Origin of the sequence: Chryseobacterium cucumeris (assembly GCF_001593385.1) — a bacterium.
In the GTDB taxonomy this organism is placed as follows: domain Bacteria; phylum Bacteroidota; class Bacteroidia; order Flavobacteriales; family Weeksellaceae; genus Chryseobacterium; species Chryseobacterium cucumeris.
On sequence record NZ_LUVZ01000005.1, the window covers coordinates 1 to 24300 of the forward strand.

19 protein-coding genes are annotated in these 24300 nt (G+C 33.3%); 9 read left to right on the top strand and 10 right to left on the bottom strand.

All coding sequences use genetic code 11. The annotated features are described in order from the left end of the window. Positions 1-164 precede the first annotated feature (164 nt). From A1704_RS08130 to A1704_RS08145, 4 genes are read right to left on the bottom strand one after another with little or no spacing between them, the layout of a single operon-like run. A complete protein-coding gene (locus A1704_RS08130; RefSeq protein WP_062672312.1) occupies positions 165-989 on the bottom strand; it encodes a DUF6602 domain-containing protein in 825 nt (274 codons plus the stop codon). Then, entirely contained in the window at positions 982-1443 is a 462-nt protein-coding gene (locus A1704_RS08135; protein WP_062672314.1) for a Mov34/MPN/PAD-1 family protein, read from the bottom strand. Before A1704_RS08135 ends, A1704_RS08130 begins: the two co-directional genes overlap by 8 nt. Further along, positions 1440-3110: a ThiF family adenylyltransferase gene (locus A1704_RS08140; RefSeq protein ID WP_062672315.1), complete on the bottom strand. Its 1671-nt coding sequence runs from the start codon at positions 3108-3110 to the stop codon at positions 1440-1442. Before A1704_RS08140 ends, A1704_RS08135 begins: the two co-directional genes overlap by 4 nt. A gap of 5 nt (positions 3111-3115) precedes the next feature. Then, positions 3116-4090 (bottom strand): nucleotidyltransferase family protein, encoded by a 975-nt coding sequence (locus tag A1704_RS08145; protein WP_062672317.1) that lies wholly within the window; start codon positions 4088-4090, stop codon positions 3116-3118. Positions 4091-4249: 159 nt separating this feature from the next. Between A1704_RS08145 and A1704_RS08150 the strand changes: the two genes are divergently transcribed. From A1704_RS08150 to A1704_RS08170, 5 genes are all read left to right on the top strand, one after another. Next, on the top strand, positions 4250-4603 hold the full coding sequence (locus A1704_RS08150) for a helix-turn-helix domain-containing protein (RefSeq protein ID WP_062672319.1): 354 nt from the start codon (positions 4250-4252) through the stop codon (positions 4601-4603). Continuing rightward, complete coding sequence (locus A1704_RS08155) at positions 4600-5514, top strand: ImmA/IrrE family metallo-endopeptidase (protein WP_062672321.1); 915 nt, start codon at positions 4600-4602, stop codon at positions 5512-5514. The genes A1704_RS08150 and A1704_RS08155 overlap by 4 nt, the downstream gene beginning before the upstream one ends. Positions 5515-5840: 326 nt before the next feature. Beyond that, complete coding sequence (locus A1704_RS08160; RefSeq protein ID WP_062672323.1) at positions 5841-6245, top strand: hypothetical protein; 405 nt, start codon at positions 5841-5843, stop codon at positions 6243-6245. 156 nt (positions 6246-6401) lie between these two features. Next, on the top strand, positions 6402-6644 hold the full coding sequence (locus A1704_RS25075) for a GIY-YIG nuclease family protein (RefSeq protein WP_062672326.1): 243 nt from the start codon (positions 6402-6404) through the stop codon (positions 6642-6644). A gap of 54 nt (positions 6645-6698) precedes the next feature. Beyond that, entirely contained in the window at positions 6699-9254 is a 2556-nt protein-coding gene (locus A1704_RS08170) for an AAA domain-containing protein (protein ID WP_062672327.1), read from the top strand. Between the two features lie 524 nt (positions 9255-9778). Here A1704_RS08170 and A1704_RS08175 read toward each other — a convergent pair. From A1704_RS08175 to A1704_RS08190, 4 genes are all read right to left on the bottom strand, one after another. Further along, entirely contained in the window at positions 9779-10324 is a 546-nt protein-coding gene (locus tag A1704_RS08175; protein ID WP_062672329.1) for a hypothetical protein, read from the bottom strand. 740 nt (positions 10325-11064) lie between these two features. Further along, complete coding sequence (locus tag A1704_RS08180; RefSeq protein WP_062672451.1) at positions 11065-15717, bottom strand: DUF3320 domain-containing protein; 4653 nt, start codon at positions 15715-15717, stop codon at positions 11065-11067. Between the two features lie 130 nt (positions 15718-15847). Beyond that, positions 15848-16318: a hypothetical protein gene (locus A1704_RS08185; protein ID WP_062672331.1), complete on the bottom strand. Its 471-nt coding sequence runs from the start codon at positions 16316-16318 to the stop codon at positions 15848-15850. Positions 16319-16359: 41 nt separating this feature from the next. After that, entirely contained in the window at positions 16360-16851 is a 492-nt protein-coding gene (locus tag A1704_RS08190; protein WP_062672333.1) for a toll/interleukin-1 receptor domain-containing protein, read from the bottom strand. Positions 16852-17526: 675 nt separating this feature from the next. Between A1704_RS08190 and A1704_RS08195 the strand changes: the two genes are divergently transcribed. From A1704_RS08195 to A1704_RS08210, 4 genes are all read left to right on the top strand, one after another. Then, positions 17527-18222 carry a leucine-rich repeat domain-containing protein gene (locus A1704_RS08195; RefSeq protein ID WP_062672335.1) on the top strand — a complete coding sequence of 232 codons (696 nt, stop codon included), beginning with the start codon at positions 17527-17529 and terminating at the stop codon, positions 18220-18222. Between the two features lie 35 nt (positions 18223-18257). Beyond that, positions 18258-19061 (top strand): GIY-YIG nuclease family protein, encoded by an 804-nt coding sequence (locus tag A1704_RS08200; RefSeq protein ID WP_062672336.1) that lies wholly within the window; start codon positions 18258-18260, stop codon positions 19059-19061. An 85-nt stretch (positions 19062-19146) separates the two neighbouring features. Next, entirely contained in the window at positions 19147-19350 is a 204-nt protein-coding gene (locus A1704_RS08205; protein ID WP_062672339.1) for a hypothetical protein, read from the top strand. A 265-nt stretch (positions 19351-19615) separates the two neighbouring features. After that, positions 19616-20791 (top strand): NUMOD4 domain-containing protein, encoded by a 1176-nt coding sequence (locus A1704_RS08210; RefSeq protein ID WP_062672341.1) that lies wholly within the window; start codon positions 19616-19618, stop codon positions 20789-20791. A gap of 247 nt (positions 20792-21038) precedes the next feature. On the opposite strand, the gene A1704_RS08215 is transcribed toward A1704_RS08210, so the two are convergent. Continuing rightward, the gene (locus tag A1704_RS08215) at positions 21039-21785 is read right to left on the bottom strand and encodes a hypothetical protein (protein WP_062672343.1); all 747 of its coding nucleotides are present in this window, start codon (positions 21783-21785) and stop codon (positions 21039-21041) included. Between the two features lie 422 nt (positions 21786-22207). Further along, on the bottom strand, positions 22208-24295 hold the full coding sequence (locus A1704_RS08220; RefSeq protein WP_062672345.1) for a type IA DNA topoisomerase: 2088 nt from the start codon (positions 24293-24295) through the stop codon (positions 22208-22210). Positions 24296-24300: the final 5 nt, after the last annotated feature.

Consider the following 24300-nt stretch of genomic DNA (forward strand, 5'->3'; position numbering starts at 1 on the left):
ATGTTGTGCTAATTCAAGTACGCCTAGCTTGTTTTTGATAATTTTTTGTTGTGTTGTCATAATACTTAATCTGTTTTAAAGTTATTTAATTTGATTATAACTGTCAGATTAAGTATTGACTAATTCAATGTACGTGTACTCCACTTTGTGTATTCCAACTTCAATTATATTTGTTCATCAACCTCCTCTCCTATATTTTTAAGATAGGCATTCAGATTTATTGCAGGAATGGTGCCTATTGCTTGCTGTAAATAGCGTGTAAGTTGCATAAAGAAAGTGACAAATGAATGGTTTGCATCGCTAAATTTAATTTTATTAAATTTTCTATTTTCATAAAACTCTAAATATGCATCTTGTCCAACTATTGTAATTTCTGCATTTGGGTTATAATCTACATAAAAGCTGCCATAATCAGCGATGCAACCTAAATCAATACTCTGTAGATTGTCTAATGCCTTGATGTGTTTTTCGATGGTATCATTATTCTTATGGGTAAAACCATTAGTGCTACAAAGAATCCCCCCTACAATTTTTGTTAAAGGACGAGGAGTGAATTTTGTGCCGCCATTGATGAAGCTTACGGCTTCTCTTTTAAGCACTCTTACACTTTCTATTTTCTCTCCTGCATATTCTATATAGGATTGTTCTCCCACATTACCTTGTATATCAGGCTTAACTTCAAAAACAGCATAAACTCCTTCCGCCGGTATATAATGAAATCCGTTCTGAGTAAAAATAAACGGAGTAAACCAATTATCGTAAATAACAATATCCATCTGTTGGCTCGTATTGCCTTCGTGGTCTATTATTATTGCTTTGTCAACACAATATCTGTTGGGTAAGTATTTTCGCAACCAATCTATCCAAGCATTTTCTAAGGAATCGCCTTTAGAACCTGGATGCTCAATAAACTCCCTGTTCGTATTTAGTTGGGCAGACATTTGGTGCTGTAACCCATTGAATAATTGTTTTAAATCTATTTTACTCATATTTATATAATTTATTTTCAAACCAACCGTAAAATCCAAAGTCTGCAGTTGTCTTGCAGTATCCTATTATCAATAAAACTGGATTTGGGATGGTATTTTTGCTGTTTATAATTGTATTTATTGCGGAAATATCTGTTGCACTTGGGGTTGGACTATTATCTGGATGAGTGTGCCATTCCCCAATGTAAATCTTTCTCGGATTCTCTGTGTAAAATTCTGTAAGTTCATTTTCTATTCCTTTTATACTTCGTTCAAAAGAATATTCTGATACTTTATACTTCTTAGGAAGTATGGTATCTGTAATATACAAATTCATATTGTCTTCGGAGTAATACCCAATCAAAAATCCGCCAAATTCTCTAGGATATTGAGTTTTACCTATTTCCAGAAGTTTATTTAGCAGTTCGTCCTTAACCTCAAGACTTAATCCTATTTGTTTTATTTTTAAAATCAAAATTCTTTTATATTAATATTGAAACCATTTGTTTCATCTGTTTCAACAACAAAATTTCTTAGTGTTTTTTGTTGCTGTAGCTTCAAGTTTATCTGCTTTATAGCTGTCTGTACAAGAACGTTTATATCGTTATAAGAAGCTTTAAATGTCGGACTCCAACAGCCTGTAGGATTATGTAAATCGTCAACATTAAATTTGAGAATATTCCCACCAAATTGGGATGTAATAAAGTCATACCTATTCTGTTCCACAGCGCACACCAAATGTTTGGCGTGGTTTGATATTGAAAGATTTATAAGAGTTGAATTTATATTTAACTGGCTTAATACGTAAAGTAAATCATTGTCGGCAGAGCAGTCAATAATAATATCATAGTCTTCAAGATGTTTTTTCATTTCGTCTTTCAGACGTGTATCTGAAAGGTGCGATTTAATTAAAAAATCAAACGCCTCTGAATAATCATATCCACCATCAACAGGTTCGAAGAAAGGAGAAACCAAACACAACTCGTTTATTAAATCATTGGTCTTATTAGTAATTCCTGTAAAGAAAGAATATTCCGACCTGCAAACATTTTCTGGTTCCTTTATATCATATTCTATAAAACCTAATTTTCGACAGCCACATCTTATCAATGTTTTAGCTACTATGCTCCCTATAGCTCCGATACCAATAATTAATATTTTACTTTCTGTAATTCGGTCATTTAGTTTTCCTCTGCCAAAAAAGTATTTGTAAGAGCAATTTCTTGTCATCGCCCAATCGACGGACTTATCTTTTTTTATCTTTGTAAACCATTGTTTGTTTATCTTTTCACCGTAGATAGGAAAATTACCAATTTCCAATATAATTGCTTGCCAATGAATTTCTGTTTCAGAAATATTATACCCTACAAATAAAGGAAGCGTTTTCCCTTCCTCTTTTCCCAGTCTTTCTTCAACATTGTGAAGAAATTTCAAAAAATCTTGTGGCAATGTAGGTTCAAAATCTTTCCAATCATCAAAAACCCAACGTTGATTTTTACTTGGTTCATCTTTTAAGAAGATAAATAATCCTGTGTTTTGAGGCAGGTTTTTAAGTTGAAAATTCCAATCGACATCTACTATTTTTTTTCTATCCTTATTTAAGAAAGACTGAAAAATACTGCTCTGAATATTCTCTTTATAAAAAACTCCATTGCTCATTATTGAATAGTCAACAAAGCCAAATTGATTTTTATTAAAAGTATAATCTACTTCATTGAAGAAATAAGCAAAATGGTTTTCATTAAATGCTTTTTGTGGTAAAATCAAATGTTCATAATGAGTATTCGAATCTTTATTGATGTAATATTTCTTAATCCAAGCCTTTACAGATTCAATATCATAAATTAGTTTTTGGGACAAAACAGGAGTATGTGCTGTATGAATACAGATGGCTCCATTTTGCATAATATGTTTATGTTCTATCAAATCATCATTAGAAAATTTAATAGTTTCTGTATCGTGGCTTTTAAACGGATATTGAGGATGGATAGTAACATTGAATTCTAATGGTTGCTCTAATCCTTCAACAAAAACAGTAATACATCCCTCGATGTCAATTTTGCTCTGGTCAAATGGCTTTACAATTTCCACATCAGGAATGTTTTCTACTACTGTATTGATTTCATTTACTCTCTGGCTCATTATAATTATCCAAAATTAAGTTTTGGTGGAGGAATCGGCATACCACTGTTCTTTCCATATTGATTATTGTTGGTATCTTCTTTTTTAAACTTAGAATTTTCAGGAAAATATGTTTTCAGATTCTCATCATTATCCTCAATTCTTTCAAGCATATTTTTAATATCATCCGACAATTGTTGTTTTTCGGTCGAAGTCAAAGTATCACCTAAATCATTAGAACTATTACCTGGGTCTTTTAATGTGAAGCTGTCTTTAGTTACATTATCCCTAATATATTCTAAAACAGTTTCAAGTTTGTCCCAAATACTTCCGGTAATACTTTTAGAATCAAATGCTTTAATAGTAATAAGTTCCAAAAAAAAAGATTTAGTAGGATAATTATATTTGGTATTTTTCCAAACTTTCAAAAGGCGTATTATTTTTCTTATCGAATCTTTTTCAGCGGTAGCCCTATCTTTAATATTGTTGATTTGAGCCTTGACGTTAGTTTTAATTCGCTCACTTCCGGCATCAATATTTCCGTATTTATAATACACGTATAAGTTCAAATTTTCATCTTCCTTATATTGATCTTGAGAAAGCTCACGACCAGGAACAACGTCAATCTTAATTACGTGTCCATCACTATCTGCATAAAACTCTAAACCAATTGAAACTTTTTGCTTTTTAACCTCTGCTACATTTTTGTATTTCTCGTAAAGAAAATCGTGGACATCTTCATACATTTCTTTTAGTGTTCCATTCGAACCGAAAGCATTACGCTTAAAAGGTGATACCAAATCAAAATCAAATTTTGTGTTGATAGCGGTATTCTTTGCATAAGAACCAGAATTAAACGGAGAATAAATATTGCTTCCATAGTTTTCTTCCAAGGCTTCCTTAACCTCGTTTTTCTTTTTGACATATTTATCAAAAAGAACTTCTTCTTTAGTTATTTTATGCGTCGAAATAACTGAATCTAAATGTTTATTTTTATCCATAAGCCAATCTTTATAATTATAAACTTAAAATTATTTTTACAAATATATAAAAAAATCTAAATATATCAAGCAAGTTATTTTTATATATTTAGATTCTATTTAGAATAATTCTAAGTTTATCAAGCAATATATTCACTACATTTGCATAAAATTAGATAAATGAGTACATTAGGTTCTACCCTGAAAGAGTCCAGAAAAAATATTGGATTGACTTTAAGACAAGTAGAAGAAGCAACCGGTATTTCAAATGCTTATCTTAGTCAATTAGAAAATGACAAAATAAAAAACCCATCCGTAAATATTTTGTCAAAGCTTTCTTCTATTTATAAAGTTGCTTTAAAGACCTTGTTATCAAACGCAAATATGATTGATAAAAAAGAAGTTCAAAAAGAAGAAGCAAATTTAAGCTTCGCTCAAAATATTGCATTTAGAGCAGAAGGTTTAACAGAAGACGAGAGAAATGATGTTTTAAGGTATTTAGAATTTGTCAAATCTCGAAAAAATGGCCTATGATAGACGATTACACTCGTAATGAAATTGATAAAATATCATATAATATATTAAAAGATAGTAAGTCTCTTGATGTTTTTCCAACACCCGTCGATAAAATTCTTGACTACTCAAATTTTGCTCTTGACAATAAAATTGATTTAGAAAATATAGATTATTCTTTCTTTGATACTTTTAAAGAAAAGCTATTTGACCCGTCTAAAAAAGCTCTTCTTCATGCACTATCAAAAGTCCAAGGCTTTTTCTATCGAGAAGAAAAGATTATATATATTGATACCAACCTTGATAAGAATGTTGGGAAGAAAAATTTTGTTAAACTCCACGAGATCGGTCATGGAGTTCTATCTTGGCAAGATGAAATAATTCTTGCACTGGATAACAATGAAACTCTTAGTGAGGAATATGAAGAGCAATTTGAAGCAGAAGCAAATTATTTCGCATCTGTAACATTATTTCAACACGATCGTTTTATTGAAGATTGCGATAATTATGGTCTTGGTTTAGGTGCTGTAATGGCTCTTCGAAAAAAATATGGATCATCAGTTCATTCTGCATTTAGAAATTATGTACTCCAGTCTAAAAATAGATGTTGTCTACTGGTATTAAATCATCCTGTAAATGCGAATGGTTTTACAAATATATTAACTACAAGAAATTTATTTTACTCACCATCTTTTCTTACTGACATTGGCAATCTGAAACTACCAAGTGAGTTTGGATTTAAATGGAAATTTGTTGAGGATTTTAAATTTAAACGAAATTTTCACGAAAAGGGTAACATTTCTCTATTAACAGAACACGGAGAAGAGATTAAAGCTGGATATCACTATTTCAACAGTACATATAACAGTTTCGTATTCTTTTTTCCAAAAGGAGAAAAGAATACTTCAAAAACTAAGATCATACTTAGTTAATTTTTCTAGATTCAATTCCGATGATCAAGGATCAAGGATTTTGTAGTTTTTTTTATCAGTTAATTGTATTTGTAAATAACTAATGAATCATGCAAAAAGCCATTCCACATACCTTTAGAAAAGAAGCAAATCTACATCGATGATAAAGACAGAACTGATGAGATAGACTCTTATTCTTTTGAGGGTAATAAGTGTGTTGTGGTGTATAAAAGCAGTGGTAAAGCCATTTTTATATTCAAAGTAGATTAAAATTCAATAAGATTAAATGTATCCAATTATTAATTTTATAACTTAGGTTTAAAATACAATTTCTGACAAATTACTTTATGATTAACGCCAAAGAAATTCAAAACCAATTTGAAAATTCTTATTTTACATTAGACGAAGAGTTAATACATCTTTTAAATAAAGATGACCAGACGGGACAGCTCAATAATGTCATTATTGGACTAAATAAAGAATGCTTCGGCCTTCGTCTTTTTGAAGATAAAGAAGAACCTATATTAATTGAGATTTATTACGTAAACAATAATACAAAACTTAAGGGAAATTTAATACGAATAGAGTTAAATAACCCTCATTACCAATTTTTATTGTTACGATTTTGTGCATTATTAGCATTATATTATTCTGAAATAAATGAGATCCACGCATTTAACACTTTTCAAAAACAGCTTCGAACTATTTTGGAAAAAGATGGCTATTTTACCATTACGAACATAGATATTTAAGAGCTTAGAAAATTTGGTCCAAATGGAGCAATAATCAACTTATATCATAAAGCTATTAAACAGATTGATGTAATACCTATTGTTGATTTTTATAGAGAAATTTTCAATGATAGCTATAAAAAAGTTTCTGAAAGTCATAATAATTACGTGTATCTTATGATTAATACGGCAACTTCATTAATAAAGATCGGATACAGCAAAAATCCAATATTTAGAGAAAAAACATTACAATCCCAGGAACCTCAAGTTTATTTAATTGCTTGCTGGAATGCAAATAAAAGTGTTGAAACCGAACTCCACAGAAAATTTAAAAAAAATAGAATTCGTGGTGAATATTTTAAACTAAATTTCAATGAGTTAAAAGATTTAAAAAATTTTATGTCGGAATATTGTTTGTAAATGATAATTCAATATTTTCACTTCATGTCCTTATATTTGTAACAATTAAGAACCATGCAAAATTCCACATCCCATACCTTTAGAAAAGAAGCAATCTACATTGATGGTAAAGACAGAACTGATGAGATAGAATCTTATTCTTTTGAAGGCAATAAGTGTGTCGTGGTGTATAAAAGCAGTGGGAAAGCCTATTCTTATCCTCAACATAGAATTAAGATGGTGAGATCTGCCCTTCAAAGTGAGAGAGCCGGAAATATTTTTTCTTATCTGAAGGCGATTTCACAAAGTGTTGGTTTGAAGACAGAGGAAGGCAATAATATTTTGGCCAATAGCTATGGGAGTATCCGCTTTATTCCCGAAACTTCTATTCTTTATAATTATCTTAACGGAAAAGAACCAAGTAAGAATTACCAAGCCTCTCCTATTGACATCTTTCCTTTTGGATTTAATCTAAGTCAGAGAACAGGAGTTGACAATGCATTTTCAAATCCTTTAAGTGTTATAGAAGGACCTCCCGGAACAGGAAAAACACAGACTATTCTTAATATTATTGCCAATGCAGTGATGAATAATCAGAGTGTGGCTGTCGTTTCAAGCAATAATTCGGCGACAAAAAATGTATTTGAGAAACTGGAGAGCAATGGAGTTTCTTTTATAGCGGCATTGTTGGGAAGCAGCCAGAACAAAAAAGAATTTATCGATGCTCAAACTGAAATCCCGGATCTATCAGATTTTAGATTAGAGGAAGAACAAGAACAAGTGCTTATGCAGTCTACTTCCCTTCTTTTTACTGAGCTTTCTGAAAAGCTTGAACTAAAGAATGAACTGGCTTTACTTGCGCTGGAAATTGATAAAATCAAAACGGAGCATCAACATTTTACAGATGATGTCGCATTGGCAACCGAAGTCCGTTTTAAAAAGAATGTCAATTCAGATCAGCTGCTTTCTTTATGGGTGACGTTGGAAGACTATGAGAAAACTGATAAGAGATTTTACTGGTGGTGCAAACTGATATTCCCTTTTTTGTATGGGGTAAGAGATAAAATTTTTTATACCTTATCCTATGAAGAGATGATCAGGATTGTTCAGTCAAAATACTATGGGGTAAAAATTTCAGAGCTTAGTCTCAGACAACAGGAGCTACAAAATACGCTACAGCATTTTTCCTTCCATGATAAAATGAAAGAATATACAGAAGGATCGATGCAGCTGTTTAAAAACAAACTCTACCAAAAATATAAAGAACAGAAACGTTCAGAATATACCGAATGGGATCTTCGTTTTAAATCAGAAGAATTTATTAAAGATTATCCTGTCATTATGAGTACAACCTACTCGTTAAGGAGAAGCCTTGCTGAAAATGTAGTCTACGATTATGTGATTGTGGATGAATCTTCACAGGTGGATCTTGCAACGGGTGTCCTCGCATTATCCTGCGCAAAGCAGGCCGTCATTGTAGGAGATTTAAAACAGCTTCCCAATGTAGTAGATTCTGAAACAGCAGTAAATACAAATCAGATCTTTAAGAACTATGATATTCCGGAACCTTATCGCTATTCTAATCATAGCTTACTTTCTTCCGTGACAGAAGTATTTCCGAAGGTTCCTAAAACACTCTTAAAAGAACATTATCGCTGCCATCCTAAAATCATTGATTTTTGTAATCGTAAATTTTATAACGATCAGTTGATCATCCTTTCGGAAGGACAGACGGAAAGAGAACCTTTATTAGTCTATAAAACAACTGAAGGTAACCATGCCCGGCAAAGAGAGAATCAGCGACAGATTGATGTGATTATTCAGGAAATCATTCCACAACAAAAGCTTGAAGGTCTCAATCTGGGAATTGTAACCCCTTACCGTAATCAGACCTTAGCTTTACAAAGAACTTTTCAAGGAACAGTTATCAAAGCCGATACGGTGGATAAATTTCAGGGAAGAGAAAATGATGTGATCATTCTCTCAACAGTAGACAATGAAATCTCTGAGTTCACCGACAACCCCAACCGACTAAATGTAGCCATTTCAAGAGCCAAAGATCAGCTGATATTATTGGTGAACGGCAATGAAAGTGACAACGACACGAATATCTCAGATCTCATCCGCTATATTGATTACAATAATTTCAAGGTTATCAACAGTGAAGTACATTCTATTTTTGATTACTTGTACAAAGGGTATGAAGAAAAAAGAAGAGCGCTTTTGTCACATCAAAAAAAGAAATCTGTTTTCGACAGTGAGAATCTAATGTATACGTTAATCAGGGAAGTTTTGTCTGATGATCAATTTTCAAAATATGGCGTTATTCTACACCATCCATTAAGAAATTTACTGTTAGATTTTTCAAGATTAAGTATTGAAGAAGAGCGTTACGCTAGACATCACGCCACGCATCTTGATTTTCTTATTTACAATAAGCTGGGAAAAAATCCTGTTTTAGCTATCGAAGTAGATGGATATGAATACCATAAAATGGAAAGTCAACAATCAGAAAGAGATGTCCTAAAAAATGAGATCTTGGAAAAGTATAAAATTCCTTTGTTAAGGTTTTCGACGACGGGAAGTGGGGAAAGAGAAAGATTAATAAGTACATTAAGTCTTTTAAAATAAATAACTTAGGAAAGCTATCAAAGTCAGTTTGTAATTATTCCAATTTTGAAAAAAGATATTGAATCGTAAGAATTGAAAATTTTTTATGGCTATAAGAGCAAGCAGTCAATCTCTAAGATATAAATATTACCAGTTTAAAACGAGCCGTAATCCTCTCAATATAACTAATTAAAAACTATATTGAATTTATGGAAGTACAACACTACTAGTTCACTTTGCCCAATCCTTGTTAATACATATTACGTTTAAGTAGATATTTTAGTCATTTTAAATATGTAATAGTTTCTCTCTTTTTTTAAATTTGATAACTTTAGAAAGATATAAAACGGTTTAATAAATTACTCAATTTTTAGTGTGATGTATCCATTAGATGTCCAAAAATATAGATTATATCTTACACTGATAGATACTTATTCCTGGATTTTGAATTTCTTTATACCGGTATCAATACATACAAAATCAAAGGCCTCCTGAGGAAGCCTTCGAAACACCAAATCACAAAATATTAATATGAAAAAATTAATTTATAAAGCAGTAGCGGTATAAGTTACGGTTTGCGTATAAGTTCCCGCTGGTTTACCTAAAATATCAGAAGATGATGATTTTGCTGCTGGAATAGTGTAGTCCAGATTCAATGTTAATGCACTTCCAAGAGGAGCATTGGTAACTAAATTCTGATCCGTTGCAGATAAAACTACAGCATTTTTTGTTCCGCCCATTGTTCCGGCAGCGGTAGCGGCTTTAATTGTCAAAACATTGACAGGGATTAAGTTTGTTCCATTCATGAAATTAGCACCTCCTGCTTTTACTTTAACATTAAAGTTCTTCGTGGAAGTAACTTTCAAAGAGTTAGCTTTGGTAATGGTCTGATCAGAGTTATAGTCTGCTGCAGTAGCATAGTTAAAATCAACCGTATTACCAATGGCAGTACTTCCTGCATCGATGGAAATTACATCGTTCAGAGTAATGTTTACCGTTGTGGTTGCAGTAGTATTTTGAGCTTGAACATTGTTAGTTCCAAATATGATCGCTCCAAAAGTTAAGGCTGTGATTACGATTTGTTTTTTCATGATGGTAATATTTTATTGTTATTTTTTATGTAATTGTTATCTTCTGTATACTGCAAATTTATAGTGGTGCTAAAAGTTTCTTTGTAGTGGAAAAAGGAAGTTCACGTAGTAAAATCACTACAGGATTACTCATTGGGTTTAAATAGAAAAGCCCTCAGTACTTTCCAGGTACTGAGGGCGTGTATAAATTGCTGTTATTTCTATTATAAAGCTGTCGTAATATAAATTACCATTTACGTATAATTTAGGTTTTCACAAAAATTTATGCGTTGGTAAATTTATTATCATCGTTTTTTGACACTATTTTTTTAATTATTAATGTTACTGATAATATCTAACTCCGAAATTATATTGTTGGTATTTGTGAATATAATTCTTCATAATCAATTTGACTCTTGTACCTAACCGTTTTTTTATGGTTCTAAATTTTGCATGTGTATAACTTTCTTTATCAAGTATATTCATTCTCGGTGAACAACTATATTTCTAAGTGTACCACTTAATTATTTTACAAATAAAAGAAGTAATCATTCTTCGAGCAAGTTAAAGCCAAACACTATCAATACATAAAAGGTTGATGATGATCTGCATTTTACCTTAAAGAAAAAATAATAGAACTTAATAAAGATACACACTTAATGATTGTAAATAGTGCCATAATAAGCGATATAAGACACATTATTGCTCATTCAAGGGATAATGGTATCGGCACTATTGATCAATTTCAGAATTTTGTGACTTTAAGACTTATTAGCATTGCTTTTTAAAAACTGCCCATCTTTGTATATATGCTTCTGTTGCAAGCTATATTCTACCGCTTCAAAAACGCCTTTTTTTATATCCTCCGTCACACGTGAAAAACCAAATAATTTAGATACTAAAGGTACTAATTCTTTTGGCTGTATTGCAATAGAGTCGGAAATAACTTTCTGTATGCCCAAATCAATTTCTTCGATAGAAATATATGATATTTTTCTGGAAGTAGATGGAAGAACCGTCCTATTTCTAATCTCCAGTTTTTTTTCAGGATCATATAAAAAATCTCCTTTTTTTATTAATAGATTATTATTAGCTGCATAATCAACCGCATTTATTAAAGATGTACGAATGCGGCTCCCCACTTTAGAGATACCATTGGCCTCAGCCATTCTTCTGGCAACTTCTTCAAAATGAACAGGACTTTCAGTTTTCACAACATTACAAATCCACTCACCAAGCTTTCCCACAGTATGTAAATGGAGCTCACGGTCTGCAATTTCTGAAGATAATACAGCCTGCTCATATTCTGGATACATATGTTTTTCTGCTGCAGTAGACTCCTCACGGACCAAGTTTCGGAGTTCCTCCATAAGTTCTTCCTCCAAACTATCATTGTGTTCAGCCTGTGTTTTTGCTCTGTTTACAGCTTCAGCAATCAGCCTAAGCTCTCCGGCTGGGTTACGGAACCAATCCAAACTCCATACATGAATTAGATTCCAGCCCATACCTTCAAGGACTGAATTTCTTAATCGATCCCGGTCTCTTACTGATTGAGCATTTTGATAGGATCTGCCGTCACAGTTTATACCTAATAGGTATCTTCCCGGATGATCAGGATCTGCAATTGCCAAATCAATATAGAACCCTGCAGAACCTACTTTTTCTCGTACAATATATCCCTCTTTTTTAAGTGTTTCCGCCACTATGCTCTCAAACGGCTGGGGCTGGTAAGGCAACTCGTTCTTATTACTTTCAAATTTTCCATACTGGGCAAAATAAAGAAAACTTTTCAAAGCACGGATTCCAAATTTTGCATTAGGACCTATAATCATATCTGCCGCTGTAATATTAGTAAAAACCTCACAGCGAATTTTCGCTCTTGTAATCAGCACATTGAGTCTACGTTCCCCTCCTTCATTATTAAGTGGCCCAAAGCTCATCGGTACTTTCCCGTCTTCAGTTCTCCCGTAGCCTAAGCTTATAAAAATAACATCTCTTTCATCTCCCTGTACATTTTCCAGATTTTTCACAAAAAAAGGTTCGTCTGCATGCTCCCTAAAATAATTTTCAACCTCAGGATTTTTTCTTCTTCTTATTTCTATAGCGTTTTGAATTGCCTGCATTTGCGCTGTACTGAAGGCAACTACTCCCAGACTTAACTTGTGATTAGTCAAAGCGTGTTGAATAACAGCATTTGCTACTTCCTCCGCTTCTCTTGGATTGGTACGGGTTTTACCCTTATCATAATATGTATCCGGCAAATGATTAAATACAAGCCCCATCCTATTTTTTGATCCCGGGCTTGGGAAAATTACTAACTTATCTTCATAAAATTCCTGGTTAGAAAGACTAATCAGGGATTCATGTCGGCTTCTATAATGCCAACGCAACATCCGTTGTGGAGCTCCCTGTGCATCGCACATGCCTAAGATACTTTGCATATCGGCTGTTACGTTGTCTTCATCTTCCGTATCAGTATTCAGCTTATCAAAAAAGCTAGTCGGAGGCATTTGCCTGGTATCTCCTACTACCACAATCTGCCTTCCTCTCAGGATGGCTCCCAGTGCATCAACTGGTCTTACCTGACTGGCTTCGTCAAAGATTACCAAGTCAAAATCAATACTATTTGGAGGCAGCAAACTAGCAATTGACATTGGACTCATCATAAAAACAGGTTTGATCGCTTGAATTGCCATGCCTGCCTCTTGCACTAGTCTCCGTACCGACATATGTCTCGCTTTACGGTTAAATTCACTTTTCAGTATATTGATCTGGCCGCCACCGTCTTGCTTAGGCACTCCTTCCCAGTGCTTTAAAGCAACCTTTGCCCTGTTATAGTATTGTTTCAATACATCCATTCTTCTAAATCCAGCAATGGTTTCTTCGTGGGTAGACCGTTCAAACTTTCTCAGTTCTGCACTTTCAATCATAGCCTGCTCAAGAAGATAATCATACCAGGTTTTCTGGAAAGCAGTTTTCAAATAAGATGCAGCATCGTCCCAGTTTTCAACTGCCTTAATAAGAAAACCGGCTCCATTCTGTTGGATCTCATCCTTTAAAACATTCCATTGAACGACTTTATGAATTTCTGGCAGTTGCTCTTTCCAAAGACTCAGAACCGCAACCTGCTTAGAGAGCTTAAAGCCTTCAATACCATTGCCCTCAAAATCCAGATGCTTAAATATTGCTTTGAAAGCTTTCTGCTTCTCATCTGCAAAACGGATAGTATTTTCTGAATATTGTCTTATAGTATCCTGATTTTTATTTTTTTCTAACAGCTCTATAATTTCTGGATAACCATCCCCTTTACTTACAAAACTATGAACTTTCTGTAAATATTCTGTCCCCATTTTCAACGTTGCCCAATCTTTTTGCTGTTTAAGCCAATGCTGCCCATAAAGTTGGGCTCCCAATCTTTCGAAAGGTTGTAATGATGAAGAAAGTCTTTTTTCTTCCATTATAATATTCACCAGCTCTAGTTTTTTTTCTAAAAGATCTGGCATTGGAGAATTTAACATGGAACCAAGCTTAATTACACTTTTTTTATAATCTCCGATGATGAATCTGTACCACTTTTTACCATGGACAATTAAATTTTGCCTGATTTCCATCATATCCTGGTTCCAAGCTTCAGGAATAAATACTGAATCATAAGTACGATGGATTTCAGCTAGTCTGCTACCGATCTCTAGCATCATATCAGTATCGGCTTTATTATTTAGCCATGCATTATCTCTTACAGACATTGAACCTATCCCAGGATTTTGTAGAATGAGTTCAACAGTATCCACAGTTTTGTTGATTTCTTCAATATCTACTGGGATCGGAAATTCCAGATATTCAGAAAGTGTATTTGAAGCATTTATGAGATTTTCTGTTAGCTCTATCCCATTTGCCAGCAATTCTTTTGCAAGCTCTTCATCTTTAGGAAGAAAAACTGATAAGGTACTGCCATAGAAGATCAGGTTTTCAGGAGATCCTATTTTATTAAGCCTTACCTGAATCTTTTCGGCACTGCGTTCAAGATCCCAGATTTCCGCAGAAGTTAACGTTGAAAGATTTTCTATATTGATTTTGGGAAATTTATAGCCTTTATTTTCAGCATCTATTTTTAACAATAACCCTATTATGTCATGCACAGATAAGCCACTTTGTCCGGCGGGCCGGTTTATCTCGTCTGCATAGGTATTCAGTTCATTGGTTACCGGCTCCAATAAGCGGATTTCATCTTCAAGATGAGCCATTGTGGGTTTACCTAGTTCTAAAATACGTTTCAACTCTGCGTGGAGCTCACGTTTATTAGCTTTATTACTGTGGAGCTCGAGGCAGGCTTCACCTAAACCGATACTGTCCAATCTCCTTTTTACTACTTCCAGCGCAGCCATTTTTTCCGCTACAAACAGTACCTTTTTTCCGGTGCCGATCGCATTGGCAATAAGATTGGTAATAGTCTGAGATTTTCCGGTTCCCGGAGGACCCTGGATGACCATATTTCTACCTTCATGCACCGCCAGCATGGCGATAACCTGGGAACTGTCTGCATCTACTACCTGCAATAACTTATTTGCATCCGTCTCCTTATCTAGCATGTGCTCTTCTCCAACTGTAGGTTGTGGCTCAGTAAATCCGTTTCCAAATAAAGACTGCAATATCGGATGGTCGTATGGTTTTTTGGTCTGCGGCCACTCGTTGCTGTCTAGATCATGATAGATCATGAATTTACCAAAGGAAAAGAATCCTAACTCAATAGCATTAGATTCTACCTTCCAGTTTTCAAGATGATTTATATGCTCCTGAATTTTATTAAAATATTCGTCGATATCAAGATCTTCATCCTCGGGAAGATTCGGAATAGTGATATTAAAATCCATCATCATTTTGGCCTGAAGAGATAAATTAGCTCCGATTTCACCACCAGTATATCGTAACCTAAATCTTTCGCTGGCACTTGACCGTTCTAATGCAATAGGAACAAGTATAAGTGGTGCTAATTTAACATCCTCTTTGCCTGTTTCAAACCAGCAAAGCATTCCCAGTGATAAAAATAAGGTATTTACTCCCTGTTCTTCAATACTTGTTTTTGCTGCGTAATAAGTATTTAGAATTTTTGTCTGAAGCTTTTGTTCTGATTCATTAGTTTGGAGTCTGGTATCGTTATAAGCATCCTGCAGCTCAGCTTCTGAGAGCGGAGGCAATTCAAAAAGCTCATCATCATCATCTTTGCCGGGTCTGCCTAAAAAAGTCATCGCTTTATTCTGCTTTACCAGAATATTATAGATGGAAATTGACTGTTCCTGGACAATGTGCAAACCTCGGGCTTTCGGAATTTTGTAATTTAATAATGTGTTACGCATCCCAAGATCCAGCAGCTCCTTCCTTGCTGCTTCTAGCTTGGGAGATAAGAGATCTCTCATATTCATGATTATTATAAGTCTCTAATGTAGAAAAAAAAGAGGATATTGAAAAACGGAAACACGTAAAATTATAGCATCGTTTCGTTTGTCCTTATTTTAAATGGCTGCTTTCGCTTCGAACCTTGTTAAATTACCAAGGGAACTTGTCAACTTCACTTTCTGTATTGTCTGGATATTGAAAGTGGCTATTCTTTACACTTTCCATAATTACATTCAATATATCATTAGGTAAATCAAGTAAATTTTTAGTAATTTCATCCTTTACTTTCATTTCTTTTGGATTATTAGAAGCTGTAAAAGCTGACGCTTCTATAAACCCCCTTATTTCAAACCTCTTTAATATTGAAGAATAGTTTCTAGATAATTTATTATCAATTTCATTTATCATTTCCCATTCTTTAATATGATCAATTTCACTTTGCTCTTGCCACCCGGTCATTAATTTAAACCTTCCAGTTTCAATAATGTAGTGCAACAGAATTAGTTCATCATCCTTTAATTTTTGTGATACTATCGAATTAGTGAACTTAGAAAACAAGTCTTTCGAATCTAATGAAGCAGTCTCTATTAATATTATTTTATTCTCTTCTTTTTCAATCATAATATCCTTTTTTAACTTAGAGCCTTTATTTTCAATCTGCTTTACAATATTGATGTCATAACCATCAATTCATTTAAAAATTTTTTTACACTTTGTGAAATAATAATATGATTCTGTGAAATCTCAAAGCTCTCGGAAATCAAATGCAAAAATGACAATATTCTTTCTTCATCATTGATATAAAAACCCATTTCCCTAGGATCTAACGCACCAGTTTGAAATTCTTTACTTGATAAATTAAAATTAGGTGTAAAAATTGCTGCATGCTTATTCTCAATAATCCAAGCAGCTCCCATTTCATTTAGACAAGCAATACTTTGATAGTATTCTTCAGATAAAAGGTAAATAACAAAGGGATTTTCGGATATTTGCGATTTTAGCCAGTTAAAAATATTTTGTCCAACTGGAATACCATATGCAGTATTACTAGTAAAAATTATTTCAGTTTCCTTTACTCCAACGCTTCTTAAAAGCTCAACTAATTTTTCACCATAAAATTTGTTTTTTGATGAATGTGATAGGAAAATTTTCATTTATATTTTTTTATTTTTTATTCGACATTATTTTTTCGTTAACTGTATGATGGTCCAGAATCTTAGAATACCTATAAAAAAGTTGCCCTAGTTAATGCTAATGATTTGTAAATTTCATCTGGTCGCTTCGTCAAATCTTTATAAATAGAGCGAAAAAGTAACAGTTTGGATTATCTTCCATGTAGTACTTCTTCCCATCAAAATAAAACCCTATCATATCTTTTGTACTCAATTACCCTTTACACTCAGTAATATCTGTTACAAAAAGCATATCCTGAGGCTTATATTTTTTATCGTAATCTCCAGTTCGATAACAAGATGTACTAAACGAAGGATAAATAAATGAGCTTTTACTACGTAAGACAGTGATGGAATCTTTGGTAAACTGGCAGTAATAAAGATGTGCAAAAAAGATTACACTCAGAAACAATAGTTTTTTCATGATTAAAGTTTCCAACAAATATAAAAAAAAAACGACATGAGATTTTACGGGTATCCTCAACTCTCATAGTGATAAGCATATTCTAACCTCCCATAATTCCTCCTCCTTCCAAATATTCCTAAACGAAAATCTTTTAATGAAAAGCAATAAATGAGAGATTTAGATTTAAAATTTGTTAAGTAGTAATAGGATGCAGTAATTTTACTGATCTAAAAAAGACTATTAGCAATTACATGATTAAAATTATATCAACCCTAGCAGTTATATTATCCATCAACATCGCTGCGCAAGAAATCTCCATTAAAGATAATAATCTAAAAACGGCTCTATTACAGCAATTCGATCAAAACCATGACGGAAAACTAGAGCTTTCAGAAATTAATACGGTAACTGAACTGAAACTGGACGAAAAGAATATTTCCGATTTAAGCGGTCTTGAATACTTTCAGGGTTTGAAAGAACTTAATCTGCGCAAGAATAATATTTCCGATTTTTCCCTTGTAAACAAACTTACAAAGCTTGAAAATCTTTATATAGGTGACAACAATAAAATTGGAGTTCTGAATTTAAAAGGTTTGGTTAATTTGAAAGGAATTTATGCTTTTAGATTGGGACTTACCAAAATTCAGTTAAACTCACAAAATATAATGTACATCCATTTACAGGATAATTTATTTACAGAATTCGATAGCACGAAATTTCCAGCTCTTCACACACTTAATCTTGACGGATGTAAACAATTGATCAATCTTGATCTATCAAAAAATAAAGAATTGGTACAATTGTATCTACTCGGTACATCAATAAAAGAACTGGATATTACCAATAACAAAATTCTAAAAACATTCTACATAGAAGATTCAGTAAAACTGATTAAATCTACTGATCAGCAAGCAACAAAACGAGCTCCTATTATTACTGTTAAATAAACACCGTTGCAACCAACCAACATATAAGAAAAAAAATGATTACCATACAAGAACTGCTTTATAACAGAGGGTTAGAAAGGAATGTAAAAGTAAAATTAGTAAGACACAAAGACGGGAGGCAGAATTTATATGATCTTTATAAAAATCACCGTTCAGAATTCCTATCTTATCAGAGCTCACAATCTAAAGATGTGTTTAAAGATGTCGAGTATATTGTTTCTTTTATTGGTGAAGAGGGTATTTTCGCTCGATTTATCGGTGTTTATCAAATTAAAGACAGACAAAAGTTTGCCCAAGACTGCTACCATTATGAGATGATAGAAGTACCTGAGCAGTACGATGATCTTAAGGAGAGGGTTATTATCAGGTGGAGCAATGCCATTTCCTGGCATCAATGGATAAAAAATGAAATGGAAGTCATAGAAATCAAACCCGGACTTCATTACAAGCAGTTTACAGATTATTTTGATTTTATTCTAAGTTTTAGCGAACTGAAAGAAATAGTAACCAATCAATACAGCGACTGGAAAAAGGTACTTTCCATAACAAAGGGCGTGTACCTTATCAATGATACCCAAACCGGCAAGCTTTATGTAGGATCAGCATACGGTGAAAATGGAATTTGGGGCCGCTGGTCAGCATATGTGCTAACGAATGGTCATGGAAATAATAAGATGTTAAAAGAACTTCTTGATTCTGACCCTTTACATGGTAACCATTTTCAATTTTCAATTTTAATGCTTCTTCCGAAAACGATAACTACGGACGAAGCCATCAAAAAAGAACGCCTTTTCAAAAATAAACTGGGAACCAATTCATTTGGTTTAAACAATAATTAATCAACCTTGAATACATAAATCTTATTTCATTTTCAATACATCAATGGATTCCAAATTTCAGATTGGAAATCATTATCTTTAAACAATGGAAAAAAGAGATCTACTCATCATAAAATATCTATCAGAAGGCTACAAAGTTACTGAGGTTAGTAAACAACTAAGCAGCCAACACTCCGTCGTAATCAGTGAAAGTTTAATTGAAAAAAGATTAAGTGCACTGCGGAAACAGTACCAGGCAAAAACTCTTTTTCACTTAGGTGTTTTACTCACCAAGGAAAAAATTATTTAAAAAGAGTAGCCAATACTAAACCAATAATTAATGAAATAATCACAGCAATAATAATCTTGGAATAATCTGAATTAGTTAACACTTAATCTGACAGTTATCAACAAATTGAATAACTTTAAAACCTATTAAGTATAATGACCACACCATTGTTCAATATTATCAATACTACAGAATAAAAGGGCTAGATACCACAACTAATTATTTTTTAAATTGAGTTTTTTATTTTTGTTATTCATTACTATTATTTTTTTTCATCAAGTAGCTTATGAAACTGCCTCCTGAATTTGAAGACCAATATGTAAAAGAAGTTTTATATAATACTTCTTTAAAAAATCTTCCAGGTGAAGAATGGAAATCTATTGAGAATTATGGAAATTATATGATTTCTAATTACGGGCGTGTAAAAAGCACAGGACGTTTTGTATCTCTCCCAAGTGGCAAAGAATGGAAAATGCCGGAACTGATTATGAAACTGATTTTTGTAAAACATATCAACAGTTATCTACAAAATTATAACTATAGTGTACATTGCTCTTTATCCTCAGAGGGTAAGAAGTACAGGAAATCAGTAATACGTCTTGTGTATTATCATTTTATAGAAAAATTTGATTATTATGACCGCACCATTCTTATCAGTACTAAAGATGAGAACAAACTTAATATACATTACCAGAATTTAGAGAAAATTTCGTCCCATGAAATGCGGCTTAATATGTTTGAAAAAAACAGAATAAGAAACCGAAAAGTCATTTACAGCCAGGCTGTCAGCCAGTATAGTATTGGAGGGGAACTACTATCTGATTTTGAAAGTATGTATATGGCAGAAAAAAAGCTGGGTATTGCTCCGGAAAGTATTATGGATGTTATCAATAAACAATTTTTAACAGCAGGTGGATACCGCTGGTTTTTGAAATCTTATACCCCAACAAAGAAAGACTTTATAATAACTGAAAATAAAAGCCTTTCACACCGGATACTTAATACTGCTCTGTGGGAAAAATTAGGAAGACCCTCTATTGATCAAAATAATCCTCCCGCATGTCTGAACCTGTCCATAAAAGATCTTCCCGGAGAACACTGGAAAATCATTCCCGGCTTTGATAACCGATTTGCTATCTCTAGTAAAGGACGTGTCAAACGATTGGCAGGATGGACTTCTAATGGAAGAACGCTTTTCCTCAAAGAACAGATTCTTTCTCAAATAATGTCACAAAATACCGAATCTACCTACTCCCTTTATTGTTTAGTTCGAAACAAGGGAAAAAATACCCGTATTTCCCTTTCCAAATGGGTTTACTATTGTTTTATAGATCAATTTGAGATTCACAGCAAAATATGGGTTGTTGTTAATAAAAGTCAACCTTTATGGAATATGGATGTAACCAAACTTTCATTACATACCATTTACACATTGCTCAGACAAAAAGTAAAACATCATTAAATTTAAAAAAATGAAAACACTGAAGGTTTTTTCTTCTGATAATAAAATATAGAATATCTTCAACTCATTATTTTCAATACCGAGCATTTCTACCCTGTTGATATTACCGTGACCTACTCTATATTCTCACGAATTCATATCAACAGTCTGTTTGAAAATGCAACTCCAATTTTTTTAACTGTGTTCGGTTCATCATTTATATTATTCTAAAGAGAATTCTTAAAAGTGAAAAGGTCATTTTATTTCACTATTTTATATCAGGTGGAATATTTAATCTTTCAACGTACTGGATGGAAGGCATATTTAAATGATCTATTTTATTGGCTTTCTTAATATTTTCCAATAATAATTTATTTATCCAAGCCATAAACAAAGAATATTCTAGATTATCTTGGGGATGAGTTTCACCTGTAAAAACTTTATTTTTCCTTTTATCATCTTCCAAAATAATTACATTATTCAACTTAGCATCTGGATAAACACCGTTACTTTTCTTATCTTCTAAAGAAATTTTATAAAGCAACTGTCCCAGAATTTTACTTGTGTGGCTATCTATTTTAAATTCATAGCTTCCTTTTAAATCATAGGGATAATAAATATTTGACTTTAAAACTCCTGATTGACTGATCTGAACATCATATTCAAACAGATTGTTATTGCTAAAATTAGTTTCTCCGAGGACATTAGAAACGTATATATTGCTATAATTCTCTTGCTGTGAAACAAATTCGTATGGTCTGAATTCTTTTAATTGCTCTGCAAATATTATATTACTTTTGTTTCCCTCATTTTTGGATATAATCCCCATAGCTGAGGGTGTACTATAGGCTATCGTTGAAGGACCTTCTATGAGAAACGAATACTGACCGTCGTTCTCCAAAAATAGGACTTCCATGTTCGTTTTTTTCTCCTTGCACTGTATAACAGTACAAACTAAAGCTAAATTAATACCTAAAGCCGTCAATACTTTTACCAATGGAGTCTTTTGTAACATTTTGTTTTACAGATTTAAATATTGTTCTAAAATTGATGATATATACTGAGTTCTTGCACTGTGATTTTGCTTTTCCCAATAATGATCATAATATCTAAAACTTTGATATTTTTCATTTCCTGGCTTCTTTAAAAAATTAAAAACCATCGTCCTGGATAGTGACAGTTAAAGATAAATAATCGTGATTGTTTCCTGAGAAATATTTTTCAAAAACCTGTTCAATTAATTAACATTCTTTAATAAGGCAAAGATATATCCGCAAAGCGACAAAATATGTCGTATTATATTTTGCTAAAGCAAAATATGAATCGCCCCCCAGTTTAGGCACAAAACTTAGTACATATTTAAAATATTGAAATCTATATAGTTAAAAAATGATCCGGTCTCAGATTTCAAATAAAAAACAACTATTTTTTTGAGAATTAGTTATCCTTTCCAAAGTCAAATACTGTACTAGAATCTTCTTTTAAAACTATATAAGCATTAAACTTTTTTCCGTTTTTGCTTTTCATGTTTTTGATTAATGATGTTTTGTTCTGAGTTAATAGTAAAGCTATATCTGTAATACTGAGTTGTACTCCGCATATCATTCTAAAGAGAATCCAATTACATTTTTCATCAGGGCATTTTATGATTTTGTCTTTGATAATAAGAGTATGTTGTTGGCATTTGGGGCAGTTGAGTTGTGGGGGATTCTCTTGTGGAATATTGAGTAATAAAAGTTCGCTGGTGATTTCTGCCGTATAGTCTTGGATATCATTGATAAATTGGGTTCTGTTCAGTTGACCTTTTTCAATTCTATCCAGTGCTATTTCCCATTCCGCGGTCATTTGGACATTAGCTATTTTTTTGTCTTTGACAAGGTTGTAAACTTGTAAGCCTTTATCTGTAGGATATAGGGTTTTGCTTTTCCTTATGATATAGTTTCTGCTGATTAGGGTTTCAATAATAGAAGCTCTGGTGGCTGGGGTTCCGATGCCGATATTGGATAGTACCTGCTTTTCTTCTTTGTTTTCAATCGAACTTCCTCCGTTTTCCATGGCTGATAAAAGATCCGCTTCTGTATAAAGCTTGGGAGGTTGCGTTACTTTTTCCAGTAATTCTGTTTTTGAGATCTTCAACTCATCTCCGATTTTGAATTCCGGAAGTTCAGTAAGGGTTTGGTTAGTAGTAATGGGATCTTCTTTGTCAGATAGAATTCCTTTGATGGCTCGCCAGCCTTTGTTGAGTATTTTTGATCCTTTGACCTGGAATTCATAATGATGTACTTTTATCTGGATTTGGGTGACTTGTTTTGTACAGGTATGGGATAATGACTCCAATAAACGGTAAGCAATCATATCATAAATGGCTTTTTCCGTAGCAGTAAGTGCGGATGGAACTTTTGTAGTGATAAGTAAACCGTGATGATCCGTTACTTTTACATCATTGACGATTCTCTTGTTGAAGTTTCCGAATTTTAAAGTAGATATGGCAGTTTTGAATTGGTCTGATGTATTGAGGATTCTGACCAGTTCTGGGATCTCTGGCCAAAGGTCTCCAGGAATATACTTGCTGCCGGTTCTGGGATAGGTAATGAATTTTTTTTCATACAGGCTTTGGGCAGTTTGTAAAACCTCATTGGCAGAAAGACCAAGCTTTCTGTTGGCTTCTTTCTGTAATTCTGTGAGATCGAAAAGTAACGGGGATTGTTCCTGAACTGTTGTAATGGATACATCCTCAACAACTGCTCTTCCCTCCCTTTCTATGAATTTTTGGATTTGTTCAGCTTGTTTTTTTTCTTCCCACTGCAATAGTGAAAGGCTGGTGAAATCTGTATATTCTTTTCTATGACTCAACTGAATCTGAAAGTACTTTTGTTTAGTGAAGTTTTGATGCTGAAAAAAGCGTTGACAGATTAAAGCAAGAGTTGGTGTTTGTACTCTGCCTAATGAATAAACATCTTGATTTACTGTGATGGTTAATGCCTGGGTAGCATTGATTCCTACCAGCCAGTCTGCTTCGCTTCTGGCTTTTGCAGCTTGATGCAAACCATCAAAAGCATCACCTGGCTGAAGGTTTTTAAAACCGTCCTGTATTGCTTTTTCGGTAAGTGAACTGATCCAGAGCCTTTCAAAAGGCTTATTGCATTGTAGGTAGTGATAGATATAACGGAAGATGAGCTCTCCTTCCCTTCCTGCATCTGTGGCAACAATAATACTGCTGCATTGATTGATGACTTGCTTTATGATGTTGAGCTGTTTTAAAGCGGAAGGATCTGGCTCATAACCATTGGGTTTCTTTAGTTTTTTTGGAGTCAGAATAAAAGGATTTGGAAAGATAGGCAAAGAGGCTTTGTTAAAGCCTCTTACACCGTAATCTTCCGGCATTCCTAATGCGATCAGATGTCCGAATGCCCAGGTGACACAATAACCGTTACCGGATAGATACCCCTCTTTTTTTTCATGAGCACCTAACAATTGTGCAATTTCCCTGGCAACGCTCGGTTTTTCTGCGATGATTGCTTTCATATAGC